The sequence below is a fragment of the Agromyces sp. G08B096 genome, from assembly GCF_040267705.1.
In the GTDB taxonomy this organism is placed as follows: domain Bacteria; phylum Actinomycetota; class Actinomycetes; order Actinomycetales; family Microbacteriaceae; genus Agromyces.
Map to the genome: position 1 here is coordinate 72,356 of NZ_CP158374.1, position 25,539 is coordinate 97,894.

Annotated in this window: 24 protein-coding genes, 1 tRNA gene and 1 pseudogene; 15 read left to right on the forward strand and 11 right to left on the reverse strand. The window is 72.7% G+C overall.

All coding sequences use genetic code 11. From position 1 onward, the window contains the following. Positions 1–116 precede the first annotated feature (116 nt). Entirely contained in the window at positions 117–557 is a 441-nt protein-coding gene (locus tag ABIQ69_RS00375; protein ID WP_350348415.1) for a hypothetical protein, read from the forward strand. A gap of 56 nt (positions 558–613) precedes the next feature. Then, positions 614–1,252, forward strand: a complete 639-nt coding sequence (locus ABIQ69_RS00380) for an SDR family oxidoreductase (RefSeq protein WP_350348416.1) — start codon at positions 614–616, stop codon at positions 1,250–1,252. 43 nt (positions 1,253–1,295) lie between these two features. Here the strand turns inward: ABIQ69_RS00380 and ABIQ69_RS00385 are convergent. The 6 genes from ABIQ69_RS00385 to ABIQ69_RS00410 all read right to left on the reverse strand — a co-directional run bounded on the left by ABIQ69_RS00385 (position 1,296) and on the right by ABIQ69_RS00410 (position 7,608). After that, positions 1,296–1,369 (reverse strand) — tRNA-Gly (locus tag ABIQ69_RS00385). 40 nt (positions 1,370–1,409) lie between these two features. Beyond that, positions 1,410–1,802, reverse strand: coding sequence for a hypothetical protein (locus ABIQ69_RS00390; RefSeq protein ID WP_350348417.1), 393 nt, complete (start codon positions 1,800–1,802; stop codon positions 1,410–1,412). After that, positions 1,802–3,427 (reverse strand): carboxylesterase family protein, encoded by a 1,626-nt coding sequence (locus tag ABIQ69_RS00395; RefSeq protein WP_350348418.1) that lies wholly within the window; start codon positions 3,425–3,427, stop codon positions 1,802–1,804. The genes ABIQ69_RS00390 and ABIQ69_RS00395 overlap by 1 nt, the downstream gene beginning before the upstream one ends. Positions 3,428–3,610: 183 nt before the next feature. Then, positions 3,611–6,448 (reverse strand): AAA family ATPase, encoded by a 2,838-nt coding sequence (locus ABIQ69_RS00400; protein ID WP_350348419.1) that lies wholly within the window; start codon positions 6,446–6,448, stop codon positions 3,611–3,613. A gap of 60 nt (positions 6,449–6,508) precedes the next feature. Next, a complete protein-coding gene (locus ABIQ69_RS00405; RefSeq protein ID WP_350348420.1) occupies positions 6,509–6,943 on the reverse strand; it encodes a nuclear transport factor 2 family protein in 435 nt (144 codons plus the stop codon). Continuing rightward, on the reverse strand, positions 6,940–7,608 hold the full coding sequence (locus tag ABIQ69_RS00410; RefSeq protein ID WP_350348421.1) for a VOC family protein: 669 nt from the start codon (positions 7,606–7,608) through the stop codon (positions 6,940–6,942). Before ABIQ69_RS00410 ends, ABIQ69_RS00405 begins: the two co-directional genes overlap by 4 nt. A gap of 245 nt (positions 7,609–7,853) precedes the next feature. Here ABIQ69_RS00410 and ABIQ69_RS00415 point away from each other — a divergent pair. The 6 genes and pseudogenes from ABIQ69_RS00415 to ABIQ69_RS00440 all read left to right on the forward strand — a co-directional run bounded on the left by ABIQ69_RS00415 (position 7,854) and on the right by ABIQ69_RS00440 (position 12,572). Then, positions 7,854–8,728 (forward strand): annotated as a pseudogene (locus tag ABIQ69_RS00415) (SDR family NAD(P)-dependent oxidoreductase). Between the two features lie 28 nt (positions 8,729–8,756). Beyond that, complete coding sequence (locus ABIQ69_RS00420) at positions 8,757–10,007, forward strand: low temperature requirement protein A (protein WP_350348422.1); 1,251 nt, start codon at positions 8,757–8,759, stop codon at positions 10,005–10,007. Then, positions 9,959–11,140 carry a low temperature requirement protein A gene (locus tag ABIQ69_RS00425; protein ID WP_350348423.1) on the forward strand — a complete coding sequence of 394 codons (1,182 nt, stop codon included), beginning with the start codon at positions 9,959–9,961 and terminating at the stop codon, positions 11,138–11,140. Before ABIQ69_RS00420 ends, ABIQ69_RS00425 begins: the two co-directional genes overlap by 49 nt. Before the next feature lie 9 nt (positions 11,141–11,149). Continuing rightward, complete coding sequence (dcd, locus tag ABIQ69_RS00430; RefSeq protein WP_350348424.1) at positions 11,150–11,755, forward strand: dCTP deaminase; 606 nt, start codon at positions 11,150–11,152, stop codon at positions 11,753–11,755. Positions 11,756–11,776: 21 nt separating this feature from the next. Next, positions 11,777–12,145, forward strand: a complete 369-nt coding sequence (locus ABIQ69_RS00435) for a cupin domain-containing protein (protein WP_350348425.1) — start codon at positions 11,777–11,779, stop codon at positions 12,143–12,145. Positions 12,146–12,221: 76 nt separating this feature from the next. Continuing rightward, positions 12,222–12,572 carry a hypothetical protein gene (locus ABIQ69_RS00440; protein ID WP_350348426.1) on the forward strand — a complete coding sequence of 117 codons (351 nt, stop codon included), beginning with the start codon at positions 12,222–12,224 and terminating at the stop codon, positions 12,570–12,572. Between the two features lie 3 nt (positions 12,573–12,575). Here ABIQ69_RS00440 and ABIQ69_RS00445 read toward each other — a convergent pair whose 3' ends face one another. Both ABIQ69_RS00445 and ABIQ69_RS00450 read right to left on the reverse strand, forming a co-directional pair. Next, entirely contained in the window at positions 12,576–13,361 is a 786-nt protein-coding gene (locus ABIQ69_RS00445; protein WP_350348427.1) for a hypothetical protein, read from the reverse strand. A gap of 80 nt (positions 13,362–13,441) precedes the next feature. Beyond that, positions 13,442–14,350, reverse strand: coding sequence for an alpha/beta hydrolase (locus ABIQ69_RS00450; protein ID WP_350348428.1), 909 nt, complete (start codon positions 14,348–14,350; stop codon positions 13,442–13,444). Between the two features lie 113 nt (positions 14,351–14,463). Here ABIQ69_RS00450 and ABIQ69_RS00455 point away from each other — a divergent pair, with 113 nt between their 5' ends. Further along, positions 14,464–15,147: a TetR/AcrR family transcriptional regulator gene (locus ABIQ69_RS00455; protein ID WP_350348429.1), complete on the forward strand. Its 684-nt coding sequence runs from the start codon at positions 14,464–14,466 to the stop codon at positions 15,145–15,147. 66 nt (positions 15,148–15,213) lie between these two features. On the opposite strand, the gene ABIQ69_RS00460 is transcribed toward ABIQ69_RS00455, so the two are convergent. Further along, entirely contained in the window at positions 15,214–15,996 is a 783-nt protein-coding gene (locus tag ABIQ69_RS00460; protein WP_350348430.1) for a hypothetical protein, read from the reverse strand. After that, positions 15,993–16,787, reverse strand: a complete 795-nt coding sequence (locus ABIQ69_RS00465; protein ID WP_350348431.1) for a GntR family transcriptional regulator — start codon at positions 16,785–16,787, stop codon at positions 15,993–15,995. The genes ABIQ69_RS00460 and ABIQ69_RS00465 overlap by 4 nt, the downstream gene beginning before the upstream one ends. 145 nt (positions 16,788–16,932) lie before the next feature. On the opposite strand from ABIQ69_RS00465, the gene ABIQ69_RS00470 reads away from it, so the two are divergent. The 5 genes from ABIQ69_RS00470 (at position 16,933) to ABIQ69_RS00490 (ending at position 24,419) form a co-directional block, all read left to right on the forward strand. Continuing rightward, complete coding sequence (locus ABIQ69_RS00470) at positions 16,933–17,994, forward strand: ABC transporter ATP-binding protein (protein ID WP_350348432.1); 1,062 nt, start codon at positions 16,933–16,935, stop codon at positions 17,992–17,994. A gap of 61 nt (positions 17,995–18,055) precedes the next feature. Continuing rightward, the gene (locus tag ABIQ69_RS00475) at positions 18,056–19,243 is read left to right on the forward strand and encodes an ABC transporter substrate-binding protein (protein ID WP_350348433.1); all 1,188 of its coding nucleotides are present in this window, start codon (positions 18,056–18,058) and stop codon (positions 19,241–19,243) included. Beyond that, the gene (locus ABIQ69_RS00480; RefSeq protein ID WP_350348434.1) at positions 19,243–20,160 is read left to right on the forward strand and encodes an ABC transporter permease; all 918 of its coding nucleotides are present in this window, start codon (positions 19,243–19,245) and stop codon (positions 20,158–20,160) included. Before ABIQ69_RS00475 ends, ABIQ69_RS00480 begins: the two co-directional genes overlap by 1 nt. A 10-nt stretch (positions 20,161–20,170) precedes the next feature. After that, on the forward strand, positions 20,171–20,971 hold the full coding sequence (locus tag ABIQ69_RS00485) for an ABC transporter permease (protein WP_350348435.1): 801 nt from the start codon (positions 20,171–20,173) through the stop codon (positions 20,969–20,971). A 172-nt stretch (positions 20,972–21,143) separates the two neighbouring features. Continuing rightward, positions 21,144–24,419, forward strand: a complete 3,276-nt coding sequence (locus ABIQ69_RS00490; RefSeq protein ID WP_350348436.1) for an ExeM/NucH family extracellular endonuclease — start codon at positions 21,144–21,146, stop codon at positions 24,417–24,419. A gap of 69 nt (positions 24,420–24,488) precedes the next feature. Here ABIQ69_RS00490 and ABIQ69_RS00495 read toward each other — a convergent pair whose 3' ends face one another. After that, complete coding sequence (locus tag ABIQ69_RS00495; RefSeq protein WP_350348437.1) at positions 24,489–24,848, reverse strand: DoxX family protein; 360 nt, start codon at positions 24,846–24,848, stop codon at positions 24,489–24,491. A 78-nt stretch (positions 24,849–24,926) separates the two neighbouring features. On the opposite strand from ABIQ69_RS00495, the gene ABIQ69_RS00500 reads away from it, so the two are divergent. Continuing rightward, entirely contained in the window at positions 24,927–25,478 is a 552-nt protein-coding gene (locus tag ABIQ69_RS00500; RefSeq protein WP_350348438.1) for a TetR/AcrR family transcriptional regulator, read from the forward strand. Positions 25,479–25,539 lie beyond the last annotated feature (61 nt).

Sequence of the window (25,539 nt, forward strand, 5' to 3'; positions counted from 1 at the left end):
GACGACGCGGTGTGAATCGATCAGGAACGAAGAAGCGGACGCCGGATGCCTCGCCGTAGCCTGACGTCAGGCGCCGCGAGGGGCGCCGGAACCGCTTCGGGAAAGGAATGCGCATCATGGCCGAGACCAAGACCTCCGACGGGCTGAGCAAGGAAGAGCGCGACGCCGTCAAGCAGCGCGCCAAGGAGCTGCGCGAGCAGGAGAAGGCGGGCAAGAACCGCGAGGCGGGGCTGAAGTCGGTGCTGGAGGCGATCGCGCAGCTCGAGCCCGAGGACAAGCCGCTGGCCGAGGGCCTGCATCGCGTGGTCTCCGAGGTCGCGCCGCAGCTGGTGCCGAAGACCTACTACGGCATGCCGGGCTACGCGAATGCCGAGGGCAAGATGGTGGTCTTCATCCAGCCGGCGAAGAAGTTCAAGACCCGGTACGCGACGATCGGCTTCGAGGACCGCGCGAACCTCGACGACGGCGACTTCTGGCCGGTCGGCTTCGCCGTCCGGACGTGGTCGCCGTCGGTCGAGGAGCGCGTCAGCGAGCTCGTCCGCCGCGCGGTCGGCTGAGCGCTGCGCTCCCGCGACGTCGCGCCGCCATCACGAGCAGCAGCGCCCCGGCCGCGGTGAGGGCGGCCGCGGCGGTCACCGCGGCATCCCCCTCGACGCCGGTCTCGGCGAGCGTCGGGCTCGCGCCGCCCGTCGCGCGCATGGACGCGCCGGAGACGGAGGCCGTCTGCGCCGCAGGTGCAGGAGCGGGTGCCGGTGCGGGTGCCGGGCCCGGCTCAGGGTCGGGGTCGGGATCCGGGAAGATCGGCCTCGAGGCGACCGCGAGGCGCTGGCAGGAGGCCTACCGGTCGAACGTCCTCTCCGCGGTGCTCGTCACCGAAGCGCTCCTGCCGTTCATCTCGCGACCCGGCGGCCGGATCGTCGCCGTGAGCTCCGTCTCCGGACGGAAGGGGGCCGGCTCCTACGGCGCCGCGAAGGCGGCGCTGAACTGCTGGGTCGTGGACCTGGCCGGTGAGCTGGCCACGCAGGGGATCACCGTCAACGCCGTCGCGCCGGGATACATCCCCGAGACCGGCTTCTGGGAGGGCCGGCGCGATCCCGACGAGGTCGCGTACCGCCTCGCCAAGGTCGCGATGGGCAGGCCGGGAACCCTCCCGGAGGTCGCCGCGGCGATCGCCTACTTCGCATCCCCGGACGCCGGGTTCACCACCTGCCAGATCCTGGGAGTCGACGGCGGCACGCTGCTCGCGCTGTGAGTGCGGGTCGAACCCGTGCGGCACGAACGATGCGGGGATGGGATGGAGCCGATGACGGGAATCGAACCCGCGCTGTCTGCTTGGGAAGCAGAAGTTCTACCATTGAACTACATCGGCGTGCGGCATCCGTGGATGCAGCGGTGACCATCGTAGCAAGTCACGCCGGGTCACGAGGGCCGCGGGCGAGGGCCTGGAGATCGACCGCTCCGAAGGGCCCGACCGGGAAGCCGCCGATCACCGGACCCGGGATCGCGCCGGTCCACGCGGTGGGTACGGCGAACCAGTCGACCACCGCCTCGAGCACGGACCGTCGAGCTGCCCGCGGTGGACGGCCCCGGCCCTCCGTGCGCCGGCCCGCGGCGGCCGAAGCCGCCGCGAACCGGAGCCACAGGAGGTCGAGCTGCTCGGGGCTGAGGCGCTCGAACGCCGCGAGCTCGGCCTCGGCGGCGTCCGCCGCACCCCGCTGACGCGTCCGGAGCATCCCCTCGTACTCCTCCACCGCGCGGAGGTCGCGCCGTGCCGCGCGGCGGCGCCGCAGCCCCGCCCGCATCAGCGGGCCCCGAAGAGGGCGACCCCGGCCCACAGGCCGCAGTGATGGTCGGCCGCGAAGCGCGGCTCGACCTCGGGCGCCGGCGTCTCGAGCGAGAGCACGCGGGGATGCCGCAGCTCGAACTCCGGCCAGGCGACGGCATCCGTCGCGGGCGACCCGGTGCGGGCGAACTGCACCCACGCCTCCCGCATCGCCGACGCGAGCTGCTGCTGCTCCGCGGAGAGCTCACCCGGGATCGGCGCAATCGGCAGGTCGAAGAGGTACTGCAACTCCGACTGGTGCGTCGCGGCCGTCGGCGCGCCGAGCGTGTCGGGCACGAACCGCTCGGGCGCCGCGGCGTCGTTGAACTCGTACGCGAACGTCGGCACGTAGCGGGATGCCGCCGCGTCGAGCACGATCGCCGGGCAGGAGAAGTTCGCGTCGGAGTTCAGCACGCTGAACGCCTGCGCCGCCGAGGGGTACTTCTTCAGCGGGTAGGCCGACGCGATCCGTGCGGCCGTCTTCTGGTCGACGCCGAAGTTCGCCGCGATCGTCGCCTCGTAGTTCGACGCGTCGATCGGGCCGGGCAGGACGGTCGTCGCCCCCTTCGTGACGCTCAGGCCGAGGTTGGTGAAGATGCGCTCCTCCTGCGTGTTGACGCCGTTCACGATCGGCACCCGGTTGAATCGGCCCGTCGCGATGGCGGTGCCGACCGACTCGCGCAGGACGGTGCCGTCGACGTAGCCGGGGGTGATCGAGAGCGGCTGGTTCGCGACGAGGGACTCGACCGGCACGCTGCGAAGGCACTCGGCGGACTGGTCGTCGCAGCCCAGCGCGGTCGCGCTCGCCTGGCCGTCGCGCTCCGCGTCGGCGAGCGACTTCTGCACGAGGGCGAACGCCCCGCTCTGGATCACCGCGCGGTGGAACAGCCCCTTCGCGGTGGGCGAGGCGAGGTGGGCGAGCACGGAGAGCCCACCGGCCGACTGACCGGCGATGGCCACGTTGCCGGGGTTGCCGCCGAAGGCCGCGATCTCGGACTGTACCCAGCGCAGCGCCGCCTGCTGGTCCATGAGGCCGTAGTTGCCGTTCGCGCCGCCGGGCTGGTTGGCGAGGGCCGGGTGCGCGAGGAAGCCGAGCAGGCCGAGCCGGTAGTCGACCGTGACGACCACGGCACCCGCGTCGGCGAGCTTCGCCGGGTCGTAGTCGGCGCCCTCCCCGATCTCGAAGCCGCCGCCGTGGAACCAGACGATGACCGGCAGCGGCCCGTCCGCGAGGCCGGCCGGGACGGTGACGTTCAGGTAGAGGCAGTCCTCGCTCGACCCGCTCGGACTCGGCGGCGCCTGGGGGCAGACCGGCGGGAACGTGTCGGCGGCGCGCGTTCCGGTCCACGACTCGACGGGCTGCGGCGGCCGCCAGCGGAGTTCGCCGGTGGGTGGGGCAGCGTACGGGATGCCGCGGAACTCGGCGCCGGTCGCCGTTGCGACGCCCTCCAGCGCTCCGGCCGACGTGGTGACGAGGGTCGGTGCCGCGGCGCCGGCCGTCGACGCGGCCTGCACGGTCACCGCCTGCGCCCGGGCGGGCTGGGCGACGGAGGCCCAGCAGGCGAGGAGGACCGCGATGGCGCCGATGACGGCGGCGATCGGCACGGCGGATCGACGGACGCTGCCGTCGGTGCTCGCGATCGCGCGTGGGGCTCGATTTCGATGGATGGTGTGCATGCCGTCCACGCTGCCGCCGGAGGCCCGTCCGAAGCGCCCGTGACCGTCACCGGTGGTCACCCGGGGTGTACCCGGGGCGGACCCCGGGGATGGCGCGACGGGCGCGGCCGCTTAGCCGGCGACCGGTGCGCGGACGCCGAGCGCTCGCGCGAGCTGACGTCTCGACGTGACCCCGAGCTTCACGAACACCTTCCGCAGATGCCACTCCACCGTCCGCGGGCTGAGGAAGAGCTGCTCGCCGATCTCGGGATTCGTGCTGCCGCCGGCCGCGAGCACGGCGATCTGCCGCTCCTGCGCGGTGAGCTCGTCGACCGGCCCCGCGGACGGGCGGTGGACGACCTCGCCCGTGGCGGCGAGCTCTCGGCGCGCCCGCTCCGCGAGCCCCTCCGCCCCCATCGCCGCGAACAGCTCGTGCGCGAGCCGCAGCTGCTCCCTCGACTCGACGCGGCGGTTGCGCCGGCGGAGCCACTCGCCGTAGAGGAGGTGGGCCCGGCCGAGCGCCGTGCGCACCCGGGTGCGGGCGAGCCGCTCGATCGCCTCGAGGTAGTGCGGTTCGGCGGTGTCGTCGTCGGCGAGCAGGGCCGTCGAGCGGGCGGCCAGGCCGAGGGCCCAGTCGGTGCCCGAGGCGGCGGCCTGCTCCACGAGTCGCACGAGCGCCTCGGTCGCCCGCTCCGGCGACCCGGATCGCACGGCCGCCTCGATGCGCTCGGGCAGCGCCCATCCCGACAGCCCGAGATCGAACGGATGTCCCGCCGCCGGCTCCATCGCGGCGAGGGCCTCGGGATACCGTCCGAGGGCGTTGTAGAGCAGCGCGTCCTGCCAGGCCACGGTGATGAACCACTGCCCTTCGCCGCGCGCGACGATCTCGGGCCGGAGCTCCTCGGTGACCGCCCGCTTCGTCTCCTCGTCGCCGCTGAACGCGGCGAGCCAGCCGCGCCGGGTCATCGAGGCCGGCGTGCCGGTCGCCTCGATGATCGGCTGCAGCTCGGCCGCGAGGGCAACGGCCTCCGGGGTCCGGCCGGCCAGCAGGAGCGCCGAGGTGCGCTCGGCCATCGCGAGCGGCAGCAGCCAGAACGCCCCCTCGCTGCGCCCGAGGTGCACGGCGCGCGCGGAGAGCCGCTCGAACGCGTCGTCGTCGAGCAGGGCGCGGGCGACGACGTTCGCGAGCGGGAGCCAGCGGAGGACGGTGTCGGATGGGCCGGCGTCCTCGCCGAGGCCACGGCGCGGGTTCGGCTCGTACTCGGCCGGCGCCGCATCCGACTCCGCCGCGGCGACGAGCCGGCCCAGCGCCGCGCGGAGCACGGGTGCCGCGGCGGGGTAGCCGTCGGTGACGAGGATGGCGAGGCCGCGCAGTGCCGAGGCCGCGGCGCGGGGCGGCTCGGCGGTGAGGCCGGCGGGCTCCGCGCGGAGGATCGCCGCCGCGACCTCGCCGAGCCCGTCGCCCTGCGCGAGGGGCCCGGAGGCGAGCGCCGCGATGAACGCATCGGCGTAGGTCGCGAGGGCCGTCTCGCCGTCGTGCGGCTCGAGCAGCCGCGCGGCCTCCAGCAGCAGTGCGGCGGCGTCGCGGCCCCGCGTCGTGTTCGAGGCGACGTGTGCGCGCACCAGCACGATGCGGGCGCGCTGGTGCTCGTCGAGGAGTGCGGGGTCCGCCTGTTCGAGCAGACGCAGCGCTTCGGGCATGGCTCCCGCGCGGAAGGTGTCCTCCGCGGCCATGAGCGAACGGCGCGATCGCATCTGCGGGTCGGGGGTGAGCTCGGCGCCCCGGGCGTGGAACTTCGCCCCCGCGGCGAGTCCGCCCCTGGCCTGGGCGCGCCGCGCGGATCTGACGAGTTCGGCCGCGATCTCCTCGTCGAACCCGAGCGCCGCCTCGGCGAGGTGCCAGACCCGCCGGTCCGGGTCGGCGGCCCCGTCTGTCGCGCCGGCCAGCGCGCGGTGGGCGGTGCGGCGCTCCTCGACGGTGCTCGAGCGCACGACCGCGGAGCGCACGAGCGGATGCCGGAACCGGATGCGCGCCCCGACCTCGATGAGCTGGTCCTGCAGGGCGGGGGTGAGGCGCTCCGCGTCGAGGCCGAGCGCTTCGGCGGCCTCGAAGACGAGCGCCGGATCGCCGATCGGCTCGAGCGCGGCGACGACGAGCATCGAGCGGGTCTCGGGCGGCAGCGCCAGCACGCGCGCGACGAAGCTCTCCTCGATGCGGCCGGTGAGCGCCGCGGGCGCGGCGAGCCCGTATCCGCCGGCGATGTCGGCGGCGTGCAGACCCCGGGGCAGCTCGATCAGGGCGAGCGGATTGCCCCGGGTCTCGGCGATCAGGCGGTCGCGTACCTCCGCGTCGAGCGGGCCGGCGATCACCGCGTCGAGCAGCTGCCTCGCGTCGGCATCCTCCAGGCCGCTCACGACGAGATCCTCGATGCCGGCGAACGCGTCGCCGACGGGTTCGCGCACCGCGAAGACGAGGCCCACGGACTCGGCCACGAGACGGCGGGCGACGAAGGCGAGCACCTGCGCCGAGGCGTGGTCGAGCCACTGGCCGTCGTCGATCAGCCCGATCACCGGCTGCTCGGTCGCGGCCTGCGAGAGCAGTCCGAGCACCGCGAGCCCCACGAGGAAGCGGTCGGGTGCGTCGCCTGCCGTGAGGCCGAACGCGACGCCGAGGGCGGCCGCCTGGGGAGCGGGCAGGCCGTCGATGCCGTCGATGACGGGCGCGCACAGCTGGTGCAGCCCGGCGTAGGCGAGTTCCATCTCGGACTCGATTCCGGTGGCGCGCAGCACGCGCAGCCCGGTCGCGCGCTCGGCGGTGTCGTCGAGCAGCGCCGTCTTGCCGACGCCGGCCTCGGCGCGGATCACGAGCGCCCGGCTCTGCCCGCCGCGCAGGCTCGCGATCAGCCGGTCGAGCGCCTCGCGCTCTCGCCGTCGTCCGAGCAGGGTCGTGGCGGGCGAGAGGCGCTCCATGGAGGCCGATCCTACGCGGTCGGCGGGCCCGGGACGCGCCCGGGCCCGCACCGCGTCGACTCATCCATCTTCCAGCTCGAGCTGGACGTCGACGGCCCGCACCAGCCACCGGTCGAGCGTCCGCTCGTAGGTCTGGTGCAGCGTGGCGTGACCGCGGCCCCGCCGCGCCCGCGCCGGCCGCCGCACGACGTACTCGACCGACCACACGCCCTCCGCCCGGTCGTCCGAACGGATCGTGAACTCCGCGCCCCCGGTGTGGACGACGAGCGTCGCGTCGCCCAGCAGCTCGTCGAGCGCGGAGCCGACCTGCGGGCTGGTGGCGAAGCACGCCAGACCGCCGTCCTCCCGGTAGACCCGCAGCTGGCCCGAGACGGTGAAGCACCGGTCGAGGGCGTCCCGGTCGCGATCGGTCACGGCGCGGCACATCCGCGCCTGCAGCGACCGCAGCTCCTCGATCGCGATCAGTCGGGCCAGCTCCGCGGACGGGTCGGTCACGCCGGAAGGTCCTTCCCGGCGGCCGCGCGGACGAGGTACTCGGCGTACCACTCGGGCCAGTCGGGGTCCTCGTGGCCGATCGCGGCCTCGTGGCGGCCGTGCGCCTCTGCCGCGGCGCGGAGCGCGGTGGCGAGCTCGGCGGGCGAGTCGTAGCGGGTCTGCACGATCCGTCCGGGGATGCGCTGGGTGACCTCCTGGACGATCCACTCGTTGCCGTCGGGGTCGTGGAAGGAGACGAACGAGCCGTAGGAGCGCCGCTCCGGCGCGTGGCCCTCGACGCGCGCGGTCGATCCGCCGTGGTGGAAGACGCCGGTGGCGTCGTGGAACACGGGGCTCGGGTCGGCACCGGCTGCGGCGAGCGTGTCGCGCGCCGCGTCGATGTCGGTGACGACGAGCTGCAGCCCGCGGACCGAGCCCGGCTCGGCGTCGGTCACGCCGGTGCCGAAGATGATCGACGTGGGCGAGCCGGTCGGGGTGAACTCGACGACGCGGTAGTCGGGCGCGACCGGCAGGTCGACGTCGAGCGTCCACCCGAGGCCGGCGTAGAACGACTTGGCGCGCTCGACGTCGGAGACGGGGAGCACGACGACCTCGAGCTTCATGGCGGGGGCGGTGCCGCGTGCCGTGGGTTCGGTGCGAGCGGACGCGGTGTCGGTGGTGGTCATCTCGGTGTTTTCCTTTCCTCGTTCCGGCGGAGGTCCGCCGGGGTGATGCCTCGACGATGCCTCCGGGGCCGGGCACACCGCGCCAGTGGATCCCCCTGGCGCAGGCACGGGATCGCCGCGTGCCCGCAGCCGCCTCGGGCACCCGGGGGTCGACCCGGGTGCCGCACGGGCGCCGCGCGGCGCCCATGCGCGGAGCATGGCTGTCGAGGGCGCCACTGAACCGGGGGCGCCGGAAAGGGAAGCGGATGTCTCACACGGAAGGGTCGCCCGCCTCGCGGGTCTGGTTCGTCACCGGCGGCTCGCGCGGGCTCGGGCGCGAGCTCGTCGTCGCGGCGCTCGAGCACGGCGATCGGGTGGTCGCCACGGCGCGGGATGTCGCGGCGTTCGACGCGCTCGCCGCGCAGGCCGGCCCGGAGCGGCTGCTGGCGGTGCAGCTCGACGTCACCGATCCCGCGGCGGCCCGCGCCGCGGTGGCCCGGGCGGTGGACCGGTTCGGCCGGATCGACGTCGTGGCGAACAACGCGGGCTACGCGACAGCGCGCCCATCGAGGAGATGGCCGAGGCCGACTTCCGGGCGCAGATTGAGACGGACCTCTTCGGCGTCGTGCACGTCACGCGTGCGGCCCTGCCGGTGCTGCGCGAGCAGCGCTCCGGCCTGTTCCTGCAGTTCTCGTCGGTGGGCGGCCGCGTCGGCGGGACGCCGGGCATGGGCGCCTACCAGGCGGCGAAGTTCGCGGTCGAGGGCTTCTCGGAAGTGCTCGCCGCAGAGGTCGCTCCGTTCGGCGTCCACGTGGTGATCGTCGAGCCGGGGGCGTTCCGCACGGAGTGGCAGGGCAGCTCGATGCGGATGCACTCCGTGGGAGCGGAGTACGAGTCGACGGTCGGGGCTGTGCACGGCTTCCGCGTCGACAGCCAGGGTCGGCAGCCGGGCGATCCGGTGCGGGCCGCGAGACTGCTCGTCGAACTGGCCGACGGCACGCACCTGCCGCGCCGGCTGCCGCTCGGCGCGGCGGCGGTGGAGCAGATCATCGCGAGCGAACGGCGCCGCCTCGACGAGACGGTGGCGTGGGCGGAGGTGAGCCGCGCCGCGGACTACCCCGAGCCCGAGCCCGAGGCCTGAGATGAGCGGCGACGAGACGGGACGGGCAGTGCCCCGACGAGTCATCCGCGCGGGCGACCGGGTGACGATGTTCGAGATCTTCTTCGACCTCGTCTTCGTGTTCGCGCTGATGCGGGTCATCGCACTCGTCGAGGCGGATCCGGGCCCCTCGTCGCTCGGCCGGGGGCTGCTTCTGCTGCTCCTGCTCTGGTGGGCGTGGTGCGCGTTCATCTGGCTCGGCAACCGGGTGCGACTCGATCGCGGGCCGGTGGCCGGGGCGAGCCTGCTTGCGATGGCGGCGCTGTTCGTCGCCGCGGTCGTCATCCCGTCGGCGTGGGATGCCCCGGCTGACGGGCTCGCCCCGTCGGTGGTGCTCGCCGTGGCCGTGGTCGTGGTGCGAGCGAGCTATCTCGGGACGTTCCTCGGCTCCTCCCGTGAGGACACCCGGCTGCGGACGCAGATCCTCATCGACGCGGTGCCGCAGAGCGTGTCGGCCGTGCTGCTCGTCACGGGCGCGATCGTGGGCGGCGACGGCCAGACCGTGCTCTGGGCGATCGCGTTCGCCGTGGACTTCGGAGTCGGCTGGCTCGCGTCGCGGTACAACGGATGGCGCGTGGGCAGCCCGCGGCACTTCGCCGAGCGGCACGAGCTCGTCCTCATCATCGCGCTCGGCGAGACCGTCCTGTCGGCAGGCGTCGGCCCGGCCGCGGGGGAGACGACCTGGCTCGCGCTCGCCGCTGCCCTCATCGGCTTCCTCGTCGTGGTCGCGCTCTGGTGGAGCTACTTCCGCGGGCCGGCGGCGGCCGCACGGGCGGCGATGGCGGCGGCGCCGGTGCCGCGGCGACCGGCGATCGCGCGGGACGCGTACACGCTCGGCCACCTCCCGCTCGTGCTGGGCGTGATCGTCGTGGCGGTCGGCCTGCGTCTCCTCCTCGAAGCGCTCGTCCACGCACCCGCGGAACCGGTGGGCCGGACGGCGGTGCTGGCCGTGTTCGGCGGCCTCGCGACGTACTTCGGCGGGCTCGGCGTGTTCGCCCGGGTCGCCACGGGCAGGGGGCGCCGCCTCCCGTTCGTCGCCGCGGCGGTGCTGCTCGGTGCCGCCTGGCCGACGGCCTCGCTCCCCGCGCCCGCGCTGCTCGCCCTCACCGCGCTGATCGCGCTCGCGGCGGCGATCGCGATCGCGGCGGAGGAGCGGCGTCATCATGCGGTGATGCGCGGTGGCGCATCGCCCGCCGATGGCATGCTTGGCGCATGCGGCTGGATGTCTCGCGCCCGGTCTTCACGGCCTCGCCACGGGTGACCACGTTCGAGTTGTTCTTCGACCTCGTCTACGTCTTCGCGTTCACCCAGGTGAGCCGGCTGATGGCCGAGACGCACAGTGCGCTCGGGATCCTCCAGGCGCTGATCGTGCTGGCCCTGCTGTGGTGGACGTGGTGCTCGTACGCGTGGCTCGGCAATCACGCGGCGGCCGACCAGCCGCTCGTCCGGGTGGGGATGACCGTGGCGATGGTCGCGGTCTTCATCGCGGCGCTCACGATCCTGGAGGCCTTCCACGATCTGCCGGGCGGGTGGGACGGTCCGCTGGTGCTCGCGCTCGCGTACGTGCTGGTGCGTGTGCTGCACATCGGCCTCTATCTCGTCGTCGCGGGTGACGACCGCAGGCTCCGCCGCCAGGTGCTCCGCACCCAGTCGGTCGCGATGTTGCCGGCCGCCGCGGCGATCGTCGCGGGCGCTCTCGTGGGCGGGGCGGCCCAGACCTGGATCTGGCTGGCCGGGTTCGCCTGGGACTTCGCCTTCACCTGGCTGAGCTCGCGCGGCGGCGGCGACTGGCGGATCCGGTCCGTCGGCCACTGGGCGGAGCGGCACGGCCTCATCGTCATCCTCGCGCTCGGCGAGTCGATCGTGGCGGTCGGCGTCGGCGTCGCGCGCGAGCCGATCGACGGGTCCATCATCGCCGGCACGGTCCTCGCGGTGGTCATCTCGGTGCTGCTGTGGCAGGCGTACTTCGCGCGGCTGGCCGCGGCCGGCGAGGCGGCGCTCGAGCACCGGCCCGAGGAGACGCGCGCCGGGCTCGCGGTGAACGCGTACACGTACGGGCACCTGCCGATCGTCGCGGGCGTGATCCTCGCCGCGCTGGGTGTGGAGGACGCGATGGCGCACATCCACGACGTCGAGCCGTTCGGCTGGTTCGGGGCCTCCGCACTGGGCGGCGGGCTCGCGCTGTACCTCGCTGCGACGGTGCTCGTGGGCCGGCTCGTCGGCCTGCCCGTGCTCGGGTGGCGCATCGTGGCGGTCGTCGTGCTCGTGGCATCCGTCCCGCTCATCGCCGTGCTGCCGCCGCTCGCCGCGCTCGCCGTGGTACTCGTCGTGCTCGCGGCGGCAGCGCTCGTCGAGGCGTTCGCGGCCCGCCGCGCCGTGGCCGCCGCTCGCTAGGCTGATCGGGTGCTGCTCTCCGACCGCGACATCCGTTCCGAACTGGGCCGCGAGCGCATCCGGCTCGACCCCTACGACCCGGCGATGGTGCAGCCGTCGTCGATCGACGTCCGGCTCGACCGGTACTTCCGGCTGTTCGACAACCACAAGTACCCGTTCATCGATCCCGCAGAGGACCAGCCCGAGCTGACGCACCTCATCGAGGTGCGACCCGACGAGGCGTTCGTGCTCCATCCCGGCGAGTTCGTGCTCGCCTCCACGTTCGAGGCGGTCACCCTGCCCGACGACGTGGCGGCACGGCTCGAGGGCAAGAGCTCGCTCGGCCGACTCGGGCTGCTCACGCATTCGACGGCGGGATTCATCGACCCGGGCTTCACCGGGCACGTGACCCTCGAGCTCAGCAACGTCGCGACGCTGCCGATCAAATTGTGGCCGGGCATGAAGATCGGGCAGATGTGCTTCTTCCGGCTGTCCTCGCCGGCGGAGAAGCCCTACGGGTCCGCCGACTACTCGAGCCGGTATCAAGGCCAGCGGGGGCCCACGGCGTCGCGCTCGTTCCAGAACTTCCACCGCACCGATGTCGGCGTGACCGAGGCGGGCGCCGCGGGCCGTTGAGCCCGGCCGTACGATTCATCCATGAGCGAAGACGTGCGGAACGTCCGCGATGCCCTGGCGACGATCTCCGAGCACTGGCAGCCGCACCGGCTGACGAGCATCAACGACTACGACGTCAAGCTGGTGAAGCTGCAGGGCGAGTTCGTCTGGCACAGTCACCCAGAGACCGACGAACTGTTCCTGGTGCTGAGCGGTGAGCTCACGATCCAGCTGCGGGATCGCGACGTCGTGCTCGGTCCGGACGACGTGTTCGTGGTGCCGCGGGGCGTGGAGCACTGCCCGAAGGCGGCCGGCGAGGTGCACGCGTTGCTGGTCGAGCCGAAGGGCACCGTCAACACCGGCGACGCCGGCGGCGCGATGACCTCCGAGCTCCGGGAGCTCGCCGACTGACGCTGGCGCACGAGCCGATCCAGGGCATACGGTGGCGGTACCGGCGTCCAGCCGGCCTTCGGGGGGAGGAGCCATCATGGGAGAACGTCCGGTCGGCGTCACCATCGTCGCCGTCATCGCCTGGATCTCGGGCGCACTGCAGATCATCGGCGGCATCATCCAGGTGCTGCCCGGCGGCGACAACTTCTGGGCCGGCGTCTGGGCGATCGTGCTCGGCGCCGTCACCATCATCGTGAGCCTCGGACTGTTCCGCGGTTCGAACACGGCGCGCATCGTCGTGACGATCGTATTCGCGCTCAACCTGCTGTCGGCGTTCTTCCTGCTGTTCTCGCCGTTCACGTTCTGGTCGGCGCTGTTCTCCGGCATCCTCGCGCTGGTCGGCATCCTGCTGCTCTACACGCGGCCCGCGAACGCCTTCTTCCGCTGAGTCCTACCCGGTCGAGGCGGCGGTGACCGTGTCGCGCGCCTCGGCGACCGCGACCGCGACCGTGCCGTCGTGGTCCACCGCGACAGCCGCGAGGGCCTCGAGCTGGGCGAGCGCGTCGTGCGCAGCCTGCGGCTCGTCGAGGCGGACGAGCAGTTCGACGAGGTAGCCGAGCGCTGCGGCGCGATCCGCGTCCGGGATGTCGCCCGCTCGGCGGAGCGCGCCGGCGAGCACCTTGCGCGCCTGGGCCGCGTCGCCGTGGGAGTCGCCGATGACGACGGCGTTCTCGAGCGCCTTCGCGACGGGTGAGCCCGCCGTGCTCGTCCAGCTGGTGGTCGTGCCGTCGGAGGCCGGCGGCTCCTGTTCGGCGCTCCGGGTGACTCGGATCCAGTTGCCGGCCGGGTCGATGAGGCTGAATCCGCTGAGGCCGCCGTTGTTCGCCCGCTCCCGCGCCCGCGTGATGCGGGGCGCTCCGGAGACGGGCACGGTGCCGTAGAGCGCACGGAGCCCGGCCCGGAACCGGTCGTTCAGCGGGCGCGGGTCGGGAACCGCGATGGCGCACGTCGAGTGGCTCCCGTCGGGGTCCCAGTCGGGCAGGCCGTAGTAGTGCAGGTCGATCGCGCCGGCGCCGAGCGCCACGTACGGGTTCGGGCGGATCTGCCGGTACCGGATGGAGAGGCCGAGTGCGCTCCAGAACGCGGCGAGCTGGTCGATGTCGCCGCACGGCAGCACGGCGACCATCTTCGCCCGCTCGACGGCCGAGTCGAACGGATCCACGTCGATCGTCCCCACAGCGTCAGGGTACGCCGGAGTGACGACCGCGCGCCGCGCGGCCCGCGGGTGGTCACGCCCGGGGGCGCCCCGCGCCGTACTCAGACCCGTGACTGGTGCGCGGCGCGCCCGAGCCCGGCCGCGTCGACCGCGGCGAGGCCGCCGGTCGCGAACGCGGTGACGGCGTCGAGCGCGGCATCCGACCCGATGACCCGGGTGTGACCTGAGCCGCTGGTGAGCACGAGCCGGGAGCGCTCGCCGTGGGCGGCGTGCACGCGCTCGGCCTCGGCGACGGCGACCTCGCGGTCGCCGCGGTCGTGCACCACGAGCAGCGGCACGTCGGCGGGGAGCGGGTGCGCGGCGGCGTCGAAGCGATCCCAGACGTCCGCTTCGGGCAGGCCCGGCATGACGCGGGCGACGAAGGCAGAGCCGAGTGCGTCGGCCGTCCGGCCGCCGAGCTGCAGGCCTCCGGCGAACGCGTCGACGAGGTGTCGCGCGCTCGACATGCCGGCGATCGCGACGACGCCGCCGGCGGCGGTGCCCTCGCGGACGGCGGTCAGCGCGGCCAGCGAGCCGAACGAGTGCCCGACGATCGCGTGGAACCGGCCGTGCCGCGACTGCAGCGCCTCGATGGCGGCGAGCCAGTCGCGGATATCGGTGCGCCGGCCGGGGGAGTCGCCGTTGGCGGGCGCGTCGAAGGCGACGAGCCGGAACCCCTCGGCGCGGAGCTCGCGGATGACGGGTGCGAACTGCGAGGCTCGCCCCCGCCAGCCGTGCGCGAGGAGGATGGTGTCGGCCCCCGAGCCCCACTCGTAGGCGGCGAGGTCGCGGCCGCGGACCCGGATGGTGGACCGGCGCGCCTGGTCGTGCACGCCGGCGTCGTGGGCGCGGACGGTCTGGGTGGGCAGCGACCTGGTGAACAGGGGCAGCGCGATGCGCGCGGCGAGGGCTGGCGAGCGTCGCTCGGCGGCGCGGGCGGCGGCGATGCGGGCGGTGACGGCGGGATGCATGGGGCCTCCGATCGGCGCGGGTGCGGGGCATCCGGACCCGTGGGAATGAATACGAACGGTCGTACGTGAACTCCAGCGCCCACTATACGCACGATCGTGCGTAAAATCGAGGGATGACGCAGACGGATGCCTCGACCGACGGCCGGCGGGTCCGCGGCGATGCCTCACGGCGCGCGGTGCTCGCCCACGCCGTCGACCTGGCATCGATCGACGGCCTCGACCAGATCTCGATCGGCCGCATCGCGAGCGCCGCGAACGTCAGCAAGTCGAGCGTCGCGACCCTCTTCGGCAGCAAGGAGCAGCTCCAGCTGGCCGCCGTCGCCACGGCCGGCCAGCGGTACCTCGAGACGGTGACGGAGCCCGCGCGTGTGCAGCCGCACGGTGTGCGCCGGGTCGTCGCCCTGCTCGACCGGGTCGTCGCCTACTCGCAGGACCGGGTCTTCCCCGGCGGCTGCTTCTTCTCGGCGTCGGCCGCCGACTTCCACGCCAAGCCGGGCGCGGTGCGCGACGCCATCGCCGCGCAGCTCGAGGGCTGGCTCGCCTACTTGGCGCACCAGATGCGCCTCGCGATGCAGCAGGGCGAGCTGCCCGGCATGACCGACCCCGACGGGCCCGAGCAGCTCGCGTTCGAGTTGCAGGGCACCTTCGAGTGGATGAACCTCATGGCGGTCATCCACGACGACGATCTGCCGTACCGTCGTGCCCGCCGCGCGTACCGCGACCGGCTGCTCGCGCTCGGCGCCGACCCGGCCGTCGCCGAGCTCGTGCTCACCCCGGGCGCGGCGCTGCGCGCCTGACCCGGGGGCCCTGCGGCCGCCGGCCGTCCCGGCCGCGGACCCCACGACCCTCGGCCGGCCTCCGGCTCACGCCTCCAGCACGAGCGCGAGCGACGTGTCGCCGCACGGCACCACCGTCTCGCCGCCCGGCAGGCGGGCGGCCTCCGACGGCACGCCCTCGCGCTCCCGGAGCGGCGCGAGCGCGGCCGCGAGCCCGTCGAGCCTGAGGAGGGCGCCGGTCGCGCGCCGGGAGTCGGTCGAGGCGGCGATACGCCCCGACGCGTTCACCAGTGTGCACGGATGCCCCGACTCCCGCAGCACAGGCAGCAGCACCTGCTCGAGCCTCGCGACGTACAGGTCGACGCCGACGACGCCGACGAGTTCACCGCCGACCATGACGGGGGTCGTGATCGTGACCGTGTAGTCGTCGGTGCAGAGGTAGTCGACGTACGGCCCGGTGAGGTGCCGGGTGCCGGTGCGCACGGGCACCCGCCACCATTCGAGCGTCGTGTAGTCGCGGAACTGCTCGGCGTCGGGGTCGCTCTCGGCCTCCAGCCGGCGCACGCCCGTGCCCTGGCCGAACGTGTTCGCGACGCCGAGCCACCAGGCGAGATGCCAGGGCCGGTCGGCGAGGAACCCGGGGGCGGCCACGAAGCCCGCGCCCGTGATGAGCCCGCCCGGCTCCTCGAGGGCCCCGCGCACGAGGGCGTCGACGACCGGGTCGAGGGTCGCGGCGAGCGGCGGCGCCGGCCCGTCGAGGACGGCGGCGAGCCGGTCGCGCCAGCCGTCGACCATGGCGAAGACGGGGTCGATGGTCGAGGCGATGCGCGCCGCGACCTGCCAGGCGGCGACGTCGACGGTGACGGTCATGGCCTCGCTCCTTCGGGTTCCGGGTGGCCGCCGTGGGTGTCGGCGGATGCCTCGAGCCTGGCCTTCTCCTCCACGAGCCAGTCGACCGCGTGCTGGATGTGCGCGGTGGTCGACCGCCTCGCCGCCTCGGGATCGACGGCGCGGATCGCCTCGATCACCTCGAGCCGGGCTCGCCTGCTGCGGTCACGGTACTCCTGTTCGCGCAGGCACAGCCAGAGCAGGGGTCCGGCCTCGGCCTGGAGCCGGAGCTCCTCGCGCACGAGCCGGGGCGATTGGCTGACCGCCGCGATCTCGAGCTGGAACCGGCCGACCGCTCGGCGCGCCCCGCCCGCGGTGGCGAGGTCGGCGCGCGCGTCGAGGTCGACGAGGCTCTGCAGGTCGTCGTCGCTGGCGCGGTCGGCGGCGACCTCCGCGGCCATGCCGGCGATCGCGGCCGAGTGGAGGGCGAGGTCGCGCAGTTCGATGCGGCTGGCGGCCCGCAGTCGCTCGTCGATCATCCGGAGCGACGTCTCGCGGTCGTAGGTCACGAAGCTGCCGCCGTCGCGGCCGCGCCGGGTGCGCACGAGACCGTGCTCGCGGAGGGCTTCGAGCGCCTCGCGCGCGGTGACGACGGCGACGCCGAGGCTGCGGGCGAGCTCGGACTCGCTCGGCAGTCGTTCGCCGTCGCGGAGGACCCCGGCGACGATCGCATCGGTGAGGCGCTGCTCGACGAGCGCGGCGCGTCCGGCGCCGTCGAGCGGCGAGAAGACGACCGCGCGGGTGGCGTCGGCGCGGCCCGTGGCCTGCGGCATCCGGCCCTCCAACGACGCTGGGGAATCTGTGACACGACCGTAACACGAGGGTCTGGACAAAGACATATGGATCCATATGATTACTTGACATCTGGAACCGAATGTTTCGGATGCTTCACCGTCGAAGGCCCCCGAAGGAGCAGGCATGCCCGACCAGTCCCCGGCGATCCGGCTGACCGGACTCACCAAGGAATTCGGCGCCGTCACCGCGGTCGACCACGTCGACCTCGAGATCGCGGCGGGCGAGTTCTTCTCGATGCTCGGGCCCTCCGGCTCGGGCAAGACGACCGTGCTGCGCCTCATCGCCGGCTTCGAGCAGCCGACCGGCGGCACCATCGAGCTGTTCGGGCAGGACGTCACCCGACGCGCCCCGTTCGAGCGCGACGTGAACACCGTCTTCCAGGACTACGCACTCTTCCCCCACATGAACGTGCTCGACAACGTCGCCTACGGCCTGCGCGTCCGGGGCATCGGCAAACGCGAACGGAACGAGCGGGCCATGAAGGCGCTCGCGAGCGTCCGACTCGAGCAGATGGCCGGCCGGAAGCCCTCGCAGCTGTCGGGCGGCCAGCGCCAGCGGGTCGCCCTCGCCCGCGCCACCGTCGTCGAGCCGAAGGCGCTGCTCCTCGACGAGCCCCTCGGCGCGCTCGACCTGAAGCTCCGCGAGCAGATGCAGGTCGAGCTGAAGCAGATCCAGCGCGAGCTCGGCATCACCTTCATCTTCGTCACGCACGACCAGGAGGAGGCGCTCACGCTGTCCGACCGCATCGCCGTGTTCAACGCCGGCCGCATCGAGCAGCTCGGCACGCCGGCCGAGCTCTACGAACGACCCGCCTCCCGGTTCGTCGCCGACTTCGTCGGCACCTCGAACCTCTTCGACGACGCCCGCTCCCTGGCTCTGCTCGGCCGCGAGGGCCACCACTCCGTCCGCCCCGAGAAGATGACCGTCACCGCCGCCGGCCTCACCGGCGACGGGGTGCGCAACGCCCCCGGCACCGTCGTCGAGGCGATCTACCTCGGCAGCGGCATCCGCCTCGTCGTCGACCTCGACGACGGCACCCGGGTGAGCGTGCTCGAGCAGAACGACCGGGGCCGCGTGCACGACGACGAACGCGGCGACCGCGTCGTCGTCTCCTGGCACGACGACGACGTCGTGCCGCTGGGCCGCGACCGCGAGCGGGCGCTGCTGCCCGGCATCGCGGGCTGACCCGCGCAGCGGGCCGACCCGCGAGACCACCCATGCACCACCCACAGAACAGGAGAGAACCATGATGCGAATGCGAACCGTGCGCCGCGGCGCGACGGTGGGCCTCGCCCTCGCCTCGGTCGCCGTGCTCACCGCGTGCGGCACCGCCGGCAGCGGCGGCGGCGACGGGGGCGGGGAAGCGGCCGCCGAGCTCGGCGAGATGGAGGGCCAGGTCTCGATCCTCGCCTGGCCGGGCTACGTCGAGGACGGCTCGAACGACCCCGCCGTCGACTGGGTCACGCCCTTCGAGGAGGAGACCGGCTGCACCGTCACGTCGAAGACGTACGGCACCTCCGACGAGGCGTTCAACCTCATGAAGACGGGCGAGTACGACGTCGTCGCCGCCTCCGGCGACGCATCGCTGCGGCTCGTCGCCGCGGGCGACGTGGCCCCCGTCAACACCGACCTCATCCCGAATTACGAGGGCATCTACGACTTCCTCAAGATGCAGTCGTGGAACTCGGTCGACGGCGAGGCGTACGGCGTGCCGCACGGATACGGCGCGAACCTGCTGATGTACAACACCGAGGTCTTCCCCGAGGCACCGACGTCCTGGTCCGTCGTCTTCGACGGGGCATCCGCCAACTCCGGCAAGGTGACCGCCTACGACTCGCCGATCTACATCGCCGACGCGGCCGTCTACCTCATGGCCCACAACCCCGAGCTCGGCATCGAGAACCCGTACGCGCTCGACGAGGAGCAGCTCGCGGCCGCCGTCGACCTGCTGAAGCAGCAGCGTCAGCACGTCGGCGAGTACTGGTCGGACTACCTCAAGGAGATCCAGGCCTTCACGACCGGCGACACCGTCGTCGGCACGAGCTGGCAGGTCATCCAGAACGTGCTCGAGGGCGAGGGTGCGCCGACCGCCGTCGTGCTGCCCGAGGAGGGCGCCACGGGCTGGTCGGACACCTGGATGATCGCCTCGAAGGCGAAGAACCCGAACTGCGCGTACGCATGGCTGAACTACATCGCGAGCCCCGAGGCGAACGCCGCGGCGACCGAGTACTTCGGCGAGGCGCCGTCGAACGAGGCCGCGTGCGAGTTCCGGTCCGAGGGCTCGTGCGAGGCGTTCCACGCCGGCGACGAGGAGTACGCCTCGCAGATCTGGTACTGGTCGACGCCGATCGAGGAGTGCCTCGACGGGCGCACCGACGTGAAGTGCACCGACTACGCGGCCTGGACCCAGGCCTGGCAGGAGATCAAGGGCTGATGTCCACCGCCCGAGTGGAGCTCGACCCCCGCCGCACGACGCCCAGGCGCCGTGGGGCGGGGGCGGGCTCCGCCTTCCTCGCGACGCATCCGCGGGCGCGCCTCGCACTGCTGCTGACGGCGCCCCTGTTCTGGCTGGGGCTCGTCTACATCGTCGCGCTCGTGCTGCTGCTGGTCACCGCGTTCTGGTCGGTCAACAGTTTCACGGGCGAGATCACGACCGAGTTCACCCTCGACAACATCGTCGAGGTCGTCACCGGTTCCCTCTACCAGACGGTCACGCTCCGCACGGTCGGAGTGGCGCTCGCGGTGACCCTCATCGACGTGGCGCTCGCCTTGCCGATCGCGTTCTTCATGGCGAAGGTCGCGTCGCCCCGCATGCAGCGAGTGCTGCTCATCATGGTGCTCACCCCGCTCTGGGCGAGCTACCTCGTGAAGGCGTACGCGTGGCGGTCGGTGCTCTCGCAGGACGGCATCCTCGACTGGCTCGTCTCGCCGTTCGGCGGGCAGACGCCCGGCTACGGCCTGCCCGCCACGATCGTGACGCTCAGCTACCTGTGGCTGCCGTACGTGATCCTGCCGATCTACGCCGGACTCGAACGCGTGCCCGACTCGTTGCTCGAGGCATCCGGCGATCTCGGCGGCCGCACCTGGCGGACGCTCCGGCACGTCGTGTTCCCGCTCGCCCTGCCGGCGATCATCGCGGGCACGATCTTCAGCTTCTCGCTCTCGCTCGGCGACTACATCACGGTGAACATCGTCGGCGGCACGAGCCAGATGCTCGGCAACCTCGTGTACACGAACGTCGGCGCCGCCAACAACCTGCCGCTCGCCGCCGCGATCGCGCTCATCCCGATCGTGATCATCTTCGGCTACCTCTTCCTCGTGCGCCGCACCGGCGCACTCGACAACCTCTAGGGGCATCCGGATGCGTCTCAGCTCGGCCTCCCGCGTCACCCTCGGCGTCGTGACGGCTCTCATCCTCGTCATCGTCTACGTGCCCCTGTTCGTGGTGCTCGTGAACTCGTTCTCGACCTCGACCTCGCTCTCGTGGCCGCCCCCCGGCTTCACGCTGGAGTGGTGGGGGCGCGCGTTCCAGAGCCAGGGCGCGCTCGACGCGATCTGGACGAGCGTGGGGGTCGCCGTGTGCGCGACCGCGATCTCGCTCGTGCTCGGCACGCTCATCTCGCTGGCCCTGCAGCGGTTCTCGTTCTTCGGCCGCGACGCGATCAGCCTGCTCGTGATCCTGCCGATCGCGCTGCCCGGCATCATCACCGGCATCGCGCTGAACAACTTCTTCCGCACGATCATGGGGGTGCCGCTGTCGATCTGGACCGTCGTGATCGCCCACGCGACGTTCTGCATCGTGACCGTGTTCAACAACGTCATAGCGCGGCTGCGGCGGCTCGGCACGAGCCTCGAGGAGGCGTCGTCCGACCTCGGGGCGGGGGTCTGGACGACGTTCCGGCTGGTGACCTTCCCGCAGCTGCGCTCGGCGCTGCTCGCGGGCGGCCTGCTCGCCTTCGCGCTGAGTTTCGACGAGATCATCGTGACGACCTTCACCGCGGGATCGGGCGTGACGACGTTGCCGATCTTCATCCTGAACAACATGTTCCGGCCGAACCAGGCGCCGATCGTCGCGGTCATCGCGGTGGTGCTCGTCGTCGTGTCGATCATCCCGATCGCGATCGCGCAGCGGCTGTCGCGGGCCGAGGACGTGCGCCGATAGGGGGAACGCGGCGTGCGAGTGCGCAGATGTGCGGGGTGGGATGCCACTGCCGCACATCTGCGCACGTTCACCCGCTCTTCGTCCGGCGGCTCTTCCGCGTCGCGGATCGCTCGCCTAGCCTGACCCGAGACAGGGGGTCGCTGGGACCCGTGTCCGAGCCTCGGGAGAGCGCATGCACCGTTCCGTCCGTCGTGTCAGCGTGGCCGTCGCTGCCGCCTCACTCCTCGCCGCCGGGGTCGTCGCCACGACGCCGGCGGTCGCCGCCGAAGGGGGCGGTCTGATCATCAGCGAGGTGATCGAGGGCAGTTCGAACAACAAGGCCGTCGAGCTCGCGAACCTCACGGGCGAGGCGGTCGACCTCGCCGCCGACGGGTATTCGCTGGCTCTGTACTTCAACGGGGCGGCGACGGCCGGGCTCACCATCCCGCTCACGGGCACCGTCCAGGCGGGCGGCACGCACGTCGTCGCCCACGCGTCCGCGAGCGCGGCGATCCTCGCGGCCGCGGCGCAGACCAACGGCTCCGGCTGGTTCAACGGCGACGACGCCATCGTGCTGCGCGCCGGAGACGCGGTGGTCGACTCGTTCGGGCAGGTCGGCGTCGACCCGGGCACCGAATGGGGCACCGGCCTCGTCTCCACGGCGGACAACACGCTCCGTCGTGCCGCGAGCGTCTGCGCCGGCGATCCCGTCGTCGACGACGCGTTCGACCCGGCGACCCAGTGGACCGGCTTCGCCGTCGACACCTTCGACGGCCTCGGCGCGCACGAGGCCGACTGCGACGGCACGACGCCCGAACCGGTCGCGCCCGTCATCAACGAGTTCTCCGCCAGCACCACGGGCGATGACGAGGAGTACCTCGAGATCCTCGGCGAGCCCGGGGCCGACCTCACCGGCTACACGGTGCTCGAGGTCGAGGGCGACACCGCCACGACCTCGCCCGTCGGCCTCGTCGACGGCGTCTTCCCGCTCGGCGTCTCCGACGGCGACGGCCGCCAGCTCATCGACCTCGCCAACGGCGACCTCGAGAACGGCACCGTGTCGCTGCTGCTCGTGACCGGCTTCACCGGTGCGGCCGGCGACGACCTCGACGTCGAGAACGACGGCGTCCTCGACGTCGGCCTCGCCTTCGAGGTCGTCGACGCTGTCGCCGTCACCGACGGCGGCGCGGGCGATGTCACCTACGGCGGGGTCGTGCTCGGCGTCGCCTACGACGGCCTGCCGTTCGCGCCCGGCGGCGCCTCGCGGATCCCCGACGGAACCGACACCGACACGGCCGCCGACTGGGTGCGCAACGACTTCGACCTCGCCGGCATCCCCGGCCGGGCCGGCACGCTCATCGACGGTGAAGCGGCCAACACCCCCGGCGCCGAGAACGCCACCGAGGTCGTCGTCGAGCCCGAGCCCGGAGCCGACGCCTCCTGCGAGGCGCCGTTCGTGACGATCGGCTCCGTCCAGGGCTCGGGCGACGTCTCGCCCGCCGTGGGCGACGTCGTCGAGCTCGAAGGCGTCGTCGTCGGCGACTTCCAGGACGGCGGCTTCGAGGGCTACTACATCCAGGACGCCGGTGACGGGGATGCCTCGACCTCCGACGGCATCTTCGTGCACGTGCCCGCCGGCCCCGGCGTCGCCGCGGGCGGCATCCCCGTCGCCCCGGGCGACACGGTGCACGTCGTCGGCACGGTGAGCGAGTTCTACGGCCTCACCGAGGTCACCGCGACCGGTCCGCTCGCCGTCGAGGTGTGCGGCACCGGCGCGGAGCTGCCCGCCCCCGTCGAGCTCGCCCTGCCCCTCGCTCCGGCCGACCGCGAGCCGTACGAGGGCATGCGGGTCACCCTGCCGCAGACGCTCTCGATCCTCGAGACGTTCGAGTACGGCCAGTTCGGCCTGATCACGATGGGCACCGAGCGGCACAACCAGCCGACCGCGGTGTTCGAGCCCGGCTCGCCCGAGGCCGTCGCGCTCGCCGAGGCCAACGTCAACGACTCCATCGGGCTCGACGACGGCCGCAGCATCCAGAACCCCGACCCGGCGATCCACCCGAACGGCGACGTGTTCACCCTCGAGAACTCGTTCCGCGCCGGCGACCACGTCACCGGTGCGACGGGTGTGCTCGACTACCGGTTCGACCAGTGGTCGGTGCAGCCGACGCAGGGCGCCCAGTTCGAGTCGGTGCTGCCGCGCGAGAGCCTGCCCGACGTGGGCGGCGACCTGAAGGTCGCGAGCTTCAACGTGCTGAACTACTTCACGACGCTGAACTCGCGCGGCGCCAACACGGCCGAGGAGTTCGAGCGGCAGCAGGCGAAGATCGTCGCAGCGATCTCCGAGATCGACGCCGACGTCGTCGGCCTCATCGAGATCGAGAACAACGGCGGCGTCGCGGCGAACGCGCTCGCCGAGGCGCTGAACGACGTGATGGGAGCCGGGACGTACGACGTCATCGAGACGGGGGTCCTCGGCACCGACGTCATCACCACGGCGCTCATCTACAAGCCCGCCGTCGTCCAGCCGCTCGGCGCGCACGCCGTGCTCGATACGAGCGTCGACCCGCGGTTCCTCGACGACTTCAACCGTCCGGCGCTCGCGCAGACGTTCGCGTCGATCGAGACCGGCGACGAGGTCACCGTCGTGGTGAACCACCTGAAGTCGAAGGGCTCCGACTGCAACGACGTCGGCGACCCCACAGACCCGAACGGGCAGGGCAATTGCAACGGCGTCCGCACGGCGGCGGCCGAGGCGATGGTCGACTGGCTCGCCGGCGACCCGACCGGCCAGGGCGCCGGCCGCGAGCTCATCATCGGCGACCTGAACTCCTACGACCACGAGGACCCGATCCAGGTGCTCACCGACGCGGGGTACACCGACCTCGAGAAGCGGTTCAACGGCGAGGAGGCGTACTCGTACGTCTTCGACGGGCAGCTCGGCTACCTCGACTACGCGCTGGCGGGCACCGGCCTCGTCGACGATGTGACGGGGGCGACCGCCTGGCACATCAACTCCGACGAGCCGAGCATCATCGACTACGACATGACGTACAAGCAGCCCGCCCAGGACGCGCTGTTCGCGCCCGACCCGTACCGGTCGAGCGATCACGACCCCGTCATCGTCGGCATCGAGCTGACCCCGCCCGACACGACGGCGCCGACGCTCGACGTCGACGCCGACCCGAACCGGATCTGGATCCCGAACAACAAGTGGCGCACGGTGACCGTCGACGTGGATGCCGCGGACGACTCGGGCGACGTGACCGTCGAGCTGGTGGCGGCCGAGGCGCGCGGTTCGCGGAAGGCCGCGATCGAGCAGATCTCCGACACCGAGTTCCGGGTGAAGGCGGTGCTCGGCGCCTCATACACCTTCGAGTACCGCGCGACGGATGCCTCGGGCAACGTCACGACCGACACCACGCGCGTGAACGTCGGACTGAAGGGCATCTGGCCGTTCGACTTCTGACCGGAGTCGGGTGATGCGCTGACGAGGGCCGCGGGAGACCGCGGCCCTTCGTCGTGCGACGGTCCGCGGTCAGACGAGGAAGCACCAGACCAGCACGGCGACGCAGAGCACGAGCATGCCCGTCGCGTTGAGGAACAGGTTGCGACCGAAGTCGCGCGCCCGGATGTGCATGGCGATCGCCACCACGAAGTAGGCCACGAGGGCTGCGGCGGTGAGCGCTCCGAGCCACGGCACCCAGACGCCGAGCACGAGCCCGGCCGCTGCGGCGAACTTCAGCGGCGGCATCACCCACCACCAGCGTTCGGGCCAGCCCACGTCGCGGAAGCACTGGGCGATGAACGCCACGGGCTTCGAGCAGAGGATGCCGTCGCCGAGCTGGATCACGGCGAGCACGAGCACGGGCCAGACGGGGTCGGGCAGCGCGGTCATCGGTGCGTCTCCTTCGCGTCGAGGCGGGCGTCGGCCCGCGGGCTCTGACCATACCATACCGTATGGTACGGTGAAGCTATGTCCACGAAAGACGACTGGCTCGACGAAGGCCTCCGCGTGCTTGCGGCCGAGGGGGCGCCCGGCGTGCGGACCGACCGCATCGCGGCACGGCTCGGCCTCACGAAGGGGTCGTTCCACCACCACTTCCGGGGGGCCGCCGACTATCGCAGGGCCCTGCTCGACCGCTACGCCGTGCGAACGCTCGAGGCGCTCGAAGACGCCGTGGGCGAGGCATCCGCGCTGCCGCCGCTGGAGGCGTTCGCCGCGCTGCGGGACCGAGCCGGCGCTGTGCTCGACCAGCCGCTCGAAACGGCGGTGCGTGCCTGGGCCTTCCAAGACGACGATGCCCGAGCGACGCAGGCGCGCGTCGACACGGCGCGACTGGAGGCGCTCACGGAACTCTGGAGCCGACTGGTCGATGATCCGGAGTCGGCTCGAACCGCCGCGCTGCTACCCCACCTCGTGATCGTCGGCGCCGCGATGACGCTGCCGAGCGTGGGTCGCGAGGAGCTCTCGAAGGTGCTCGACCTGCTCGTCGGCCTCGTGCCGCACACCGCAGCCGACCTCTGACGACGACGAGCCTCCCCGGCGGTGGGGCCGGGGAGGCTCGGTCGGGTTCGGACAGGCCCGC

Coding starts and splice junctions, on each gene's coding strand:
- ABIQ69_RS00375 (WP_350348415.1), top strand. CDS start 117: ATGGCCGAGACCAAGACCTCCGACGGGCTGAGCAAGGAAGAGCGCGAC.
- ABIQ69_RS00390 (WP_350348417.1), bottom strand. CDS start 1,802: ATGCGGGCGGGGCTGCGGCGCCGCCGCGCGGCACGGCGCGACCTCCGC.
- ABIQ69_RS00400 (WP_350348419.1), bottom strand. CDS start 6,448: ATGGAGCGCCTCTCGCCCGCCACGACCCTGCTCGGACGACGGCGAGAG.
- ABIQ69_RS00410 (WP_350348421.1), bottom strand. CDS start 7,608: ATGACCACCACCGACACCGCGTCCGCTCGCACCGAACCCACGGCACGC.
- ABIQ69_RS00425 (WP_350348423.1), top strand. CDS start 9,959: ATGCGGCTGGATGTCTCGCGCCCGGTCTTCACGGCCTCGCCACGGGTG.
- ABIQ69_RS00435 (WP_350348425.1), top strand. CDS start 11,777: ATGAGCGAAGACGTGCGGAACGTCCGCGATGCCCTGGCGACGATCTCC.
- ABIQ69_RS00440 (WP_350348426.1), top strand. CDS start 12,222: ATGGGAGAACGTCCGGTCGGCGTCACCATCGTCGCCGTCATCGCCTGG.
- ABIQ69_RS00450 (WP_350348428.1), bottom strand. CDS start 14,350: ATGCATCCCGCCGTCACCGCCCGCATCGCCGCCGCCCGCGCCGCCGAG.
- ABIQ69_RS00455 (WP_350348429.1), top strand. CDS start 14,464: ATGACGCAGACGGATGCCTCGACCGACGGCCGGCGGGTCCGCGGCGAT.
- ABIQ69_RS00460 (WP_350348430.1), bottom strand. CDS start 15,996: ATGACCGTCACCGTCGACGTCGCCGCCTGGCAGGTCGCGGCGCGCATC.
- ABIQ69_RS00465 (WP_350348431.1), bottom strand. CDS start 16,787: ATGCCGCAGGCCACGGGCCGCGCCGACGCCACCCGCGCGGTCGTCTTC.
- ABIQ69_RS00470 (WP_350348432.1), top strand. CDS start 16,933: ATGCCCGACCAGTCCCCGGCGATCCGGCTGACCGGACTCACCAAGGAA.
- ABIQ69_RS00475 (WP_350348433.1), top strand. CDS start 18,056: ATGATGCGAATGCGAACCGTGCGCCGCGGCGCGACGGTGGGCCTCGCC.
- ABIQ69_RS00480 (WP_350348434.1), top strand. CDS start 19,243: ATGTCCACCGCCCGAGTGGAGCTCGACCCCCGCCGCACGACGCCCAGG.
- ABIQ69_RS00485 (WP_350348435.1), top strand. CDS start 20,171: ATGCGTCTCAGCTCGGCCTCCCGCGTCACCCTCGGCGTCGTGACGGCT.
- ABIQ69_RS00490 (WP_350348436.1), top strand. CDS start 21,144: ATGCACCGTTCCGTCCGTCGTGTCAGCGTGGCCGTCGCTGCCGCCTCA.
- ABIQ69_RS00495 (WP_350348437.1), bottom strand. CDS start 24,848: ATGACCGCGCTGCCCGACCCCGTCTGGCCCGTGCTCGTGCTCGCCGTG.
- ABIQ69_RS00500 (WP_350348438.1), top strand. CDS start 24,927: ATGTCCACGAAAGACGACTGGCTCGACGAAGGCCTCCGCGTGCTTGCG.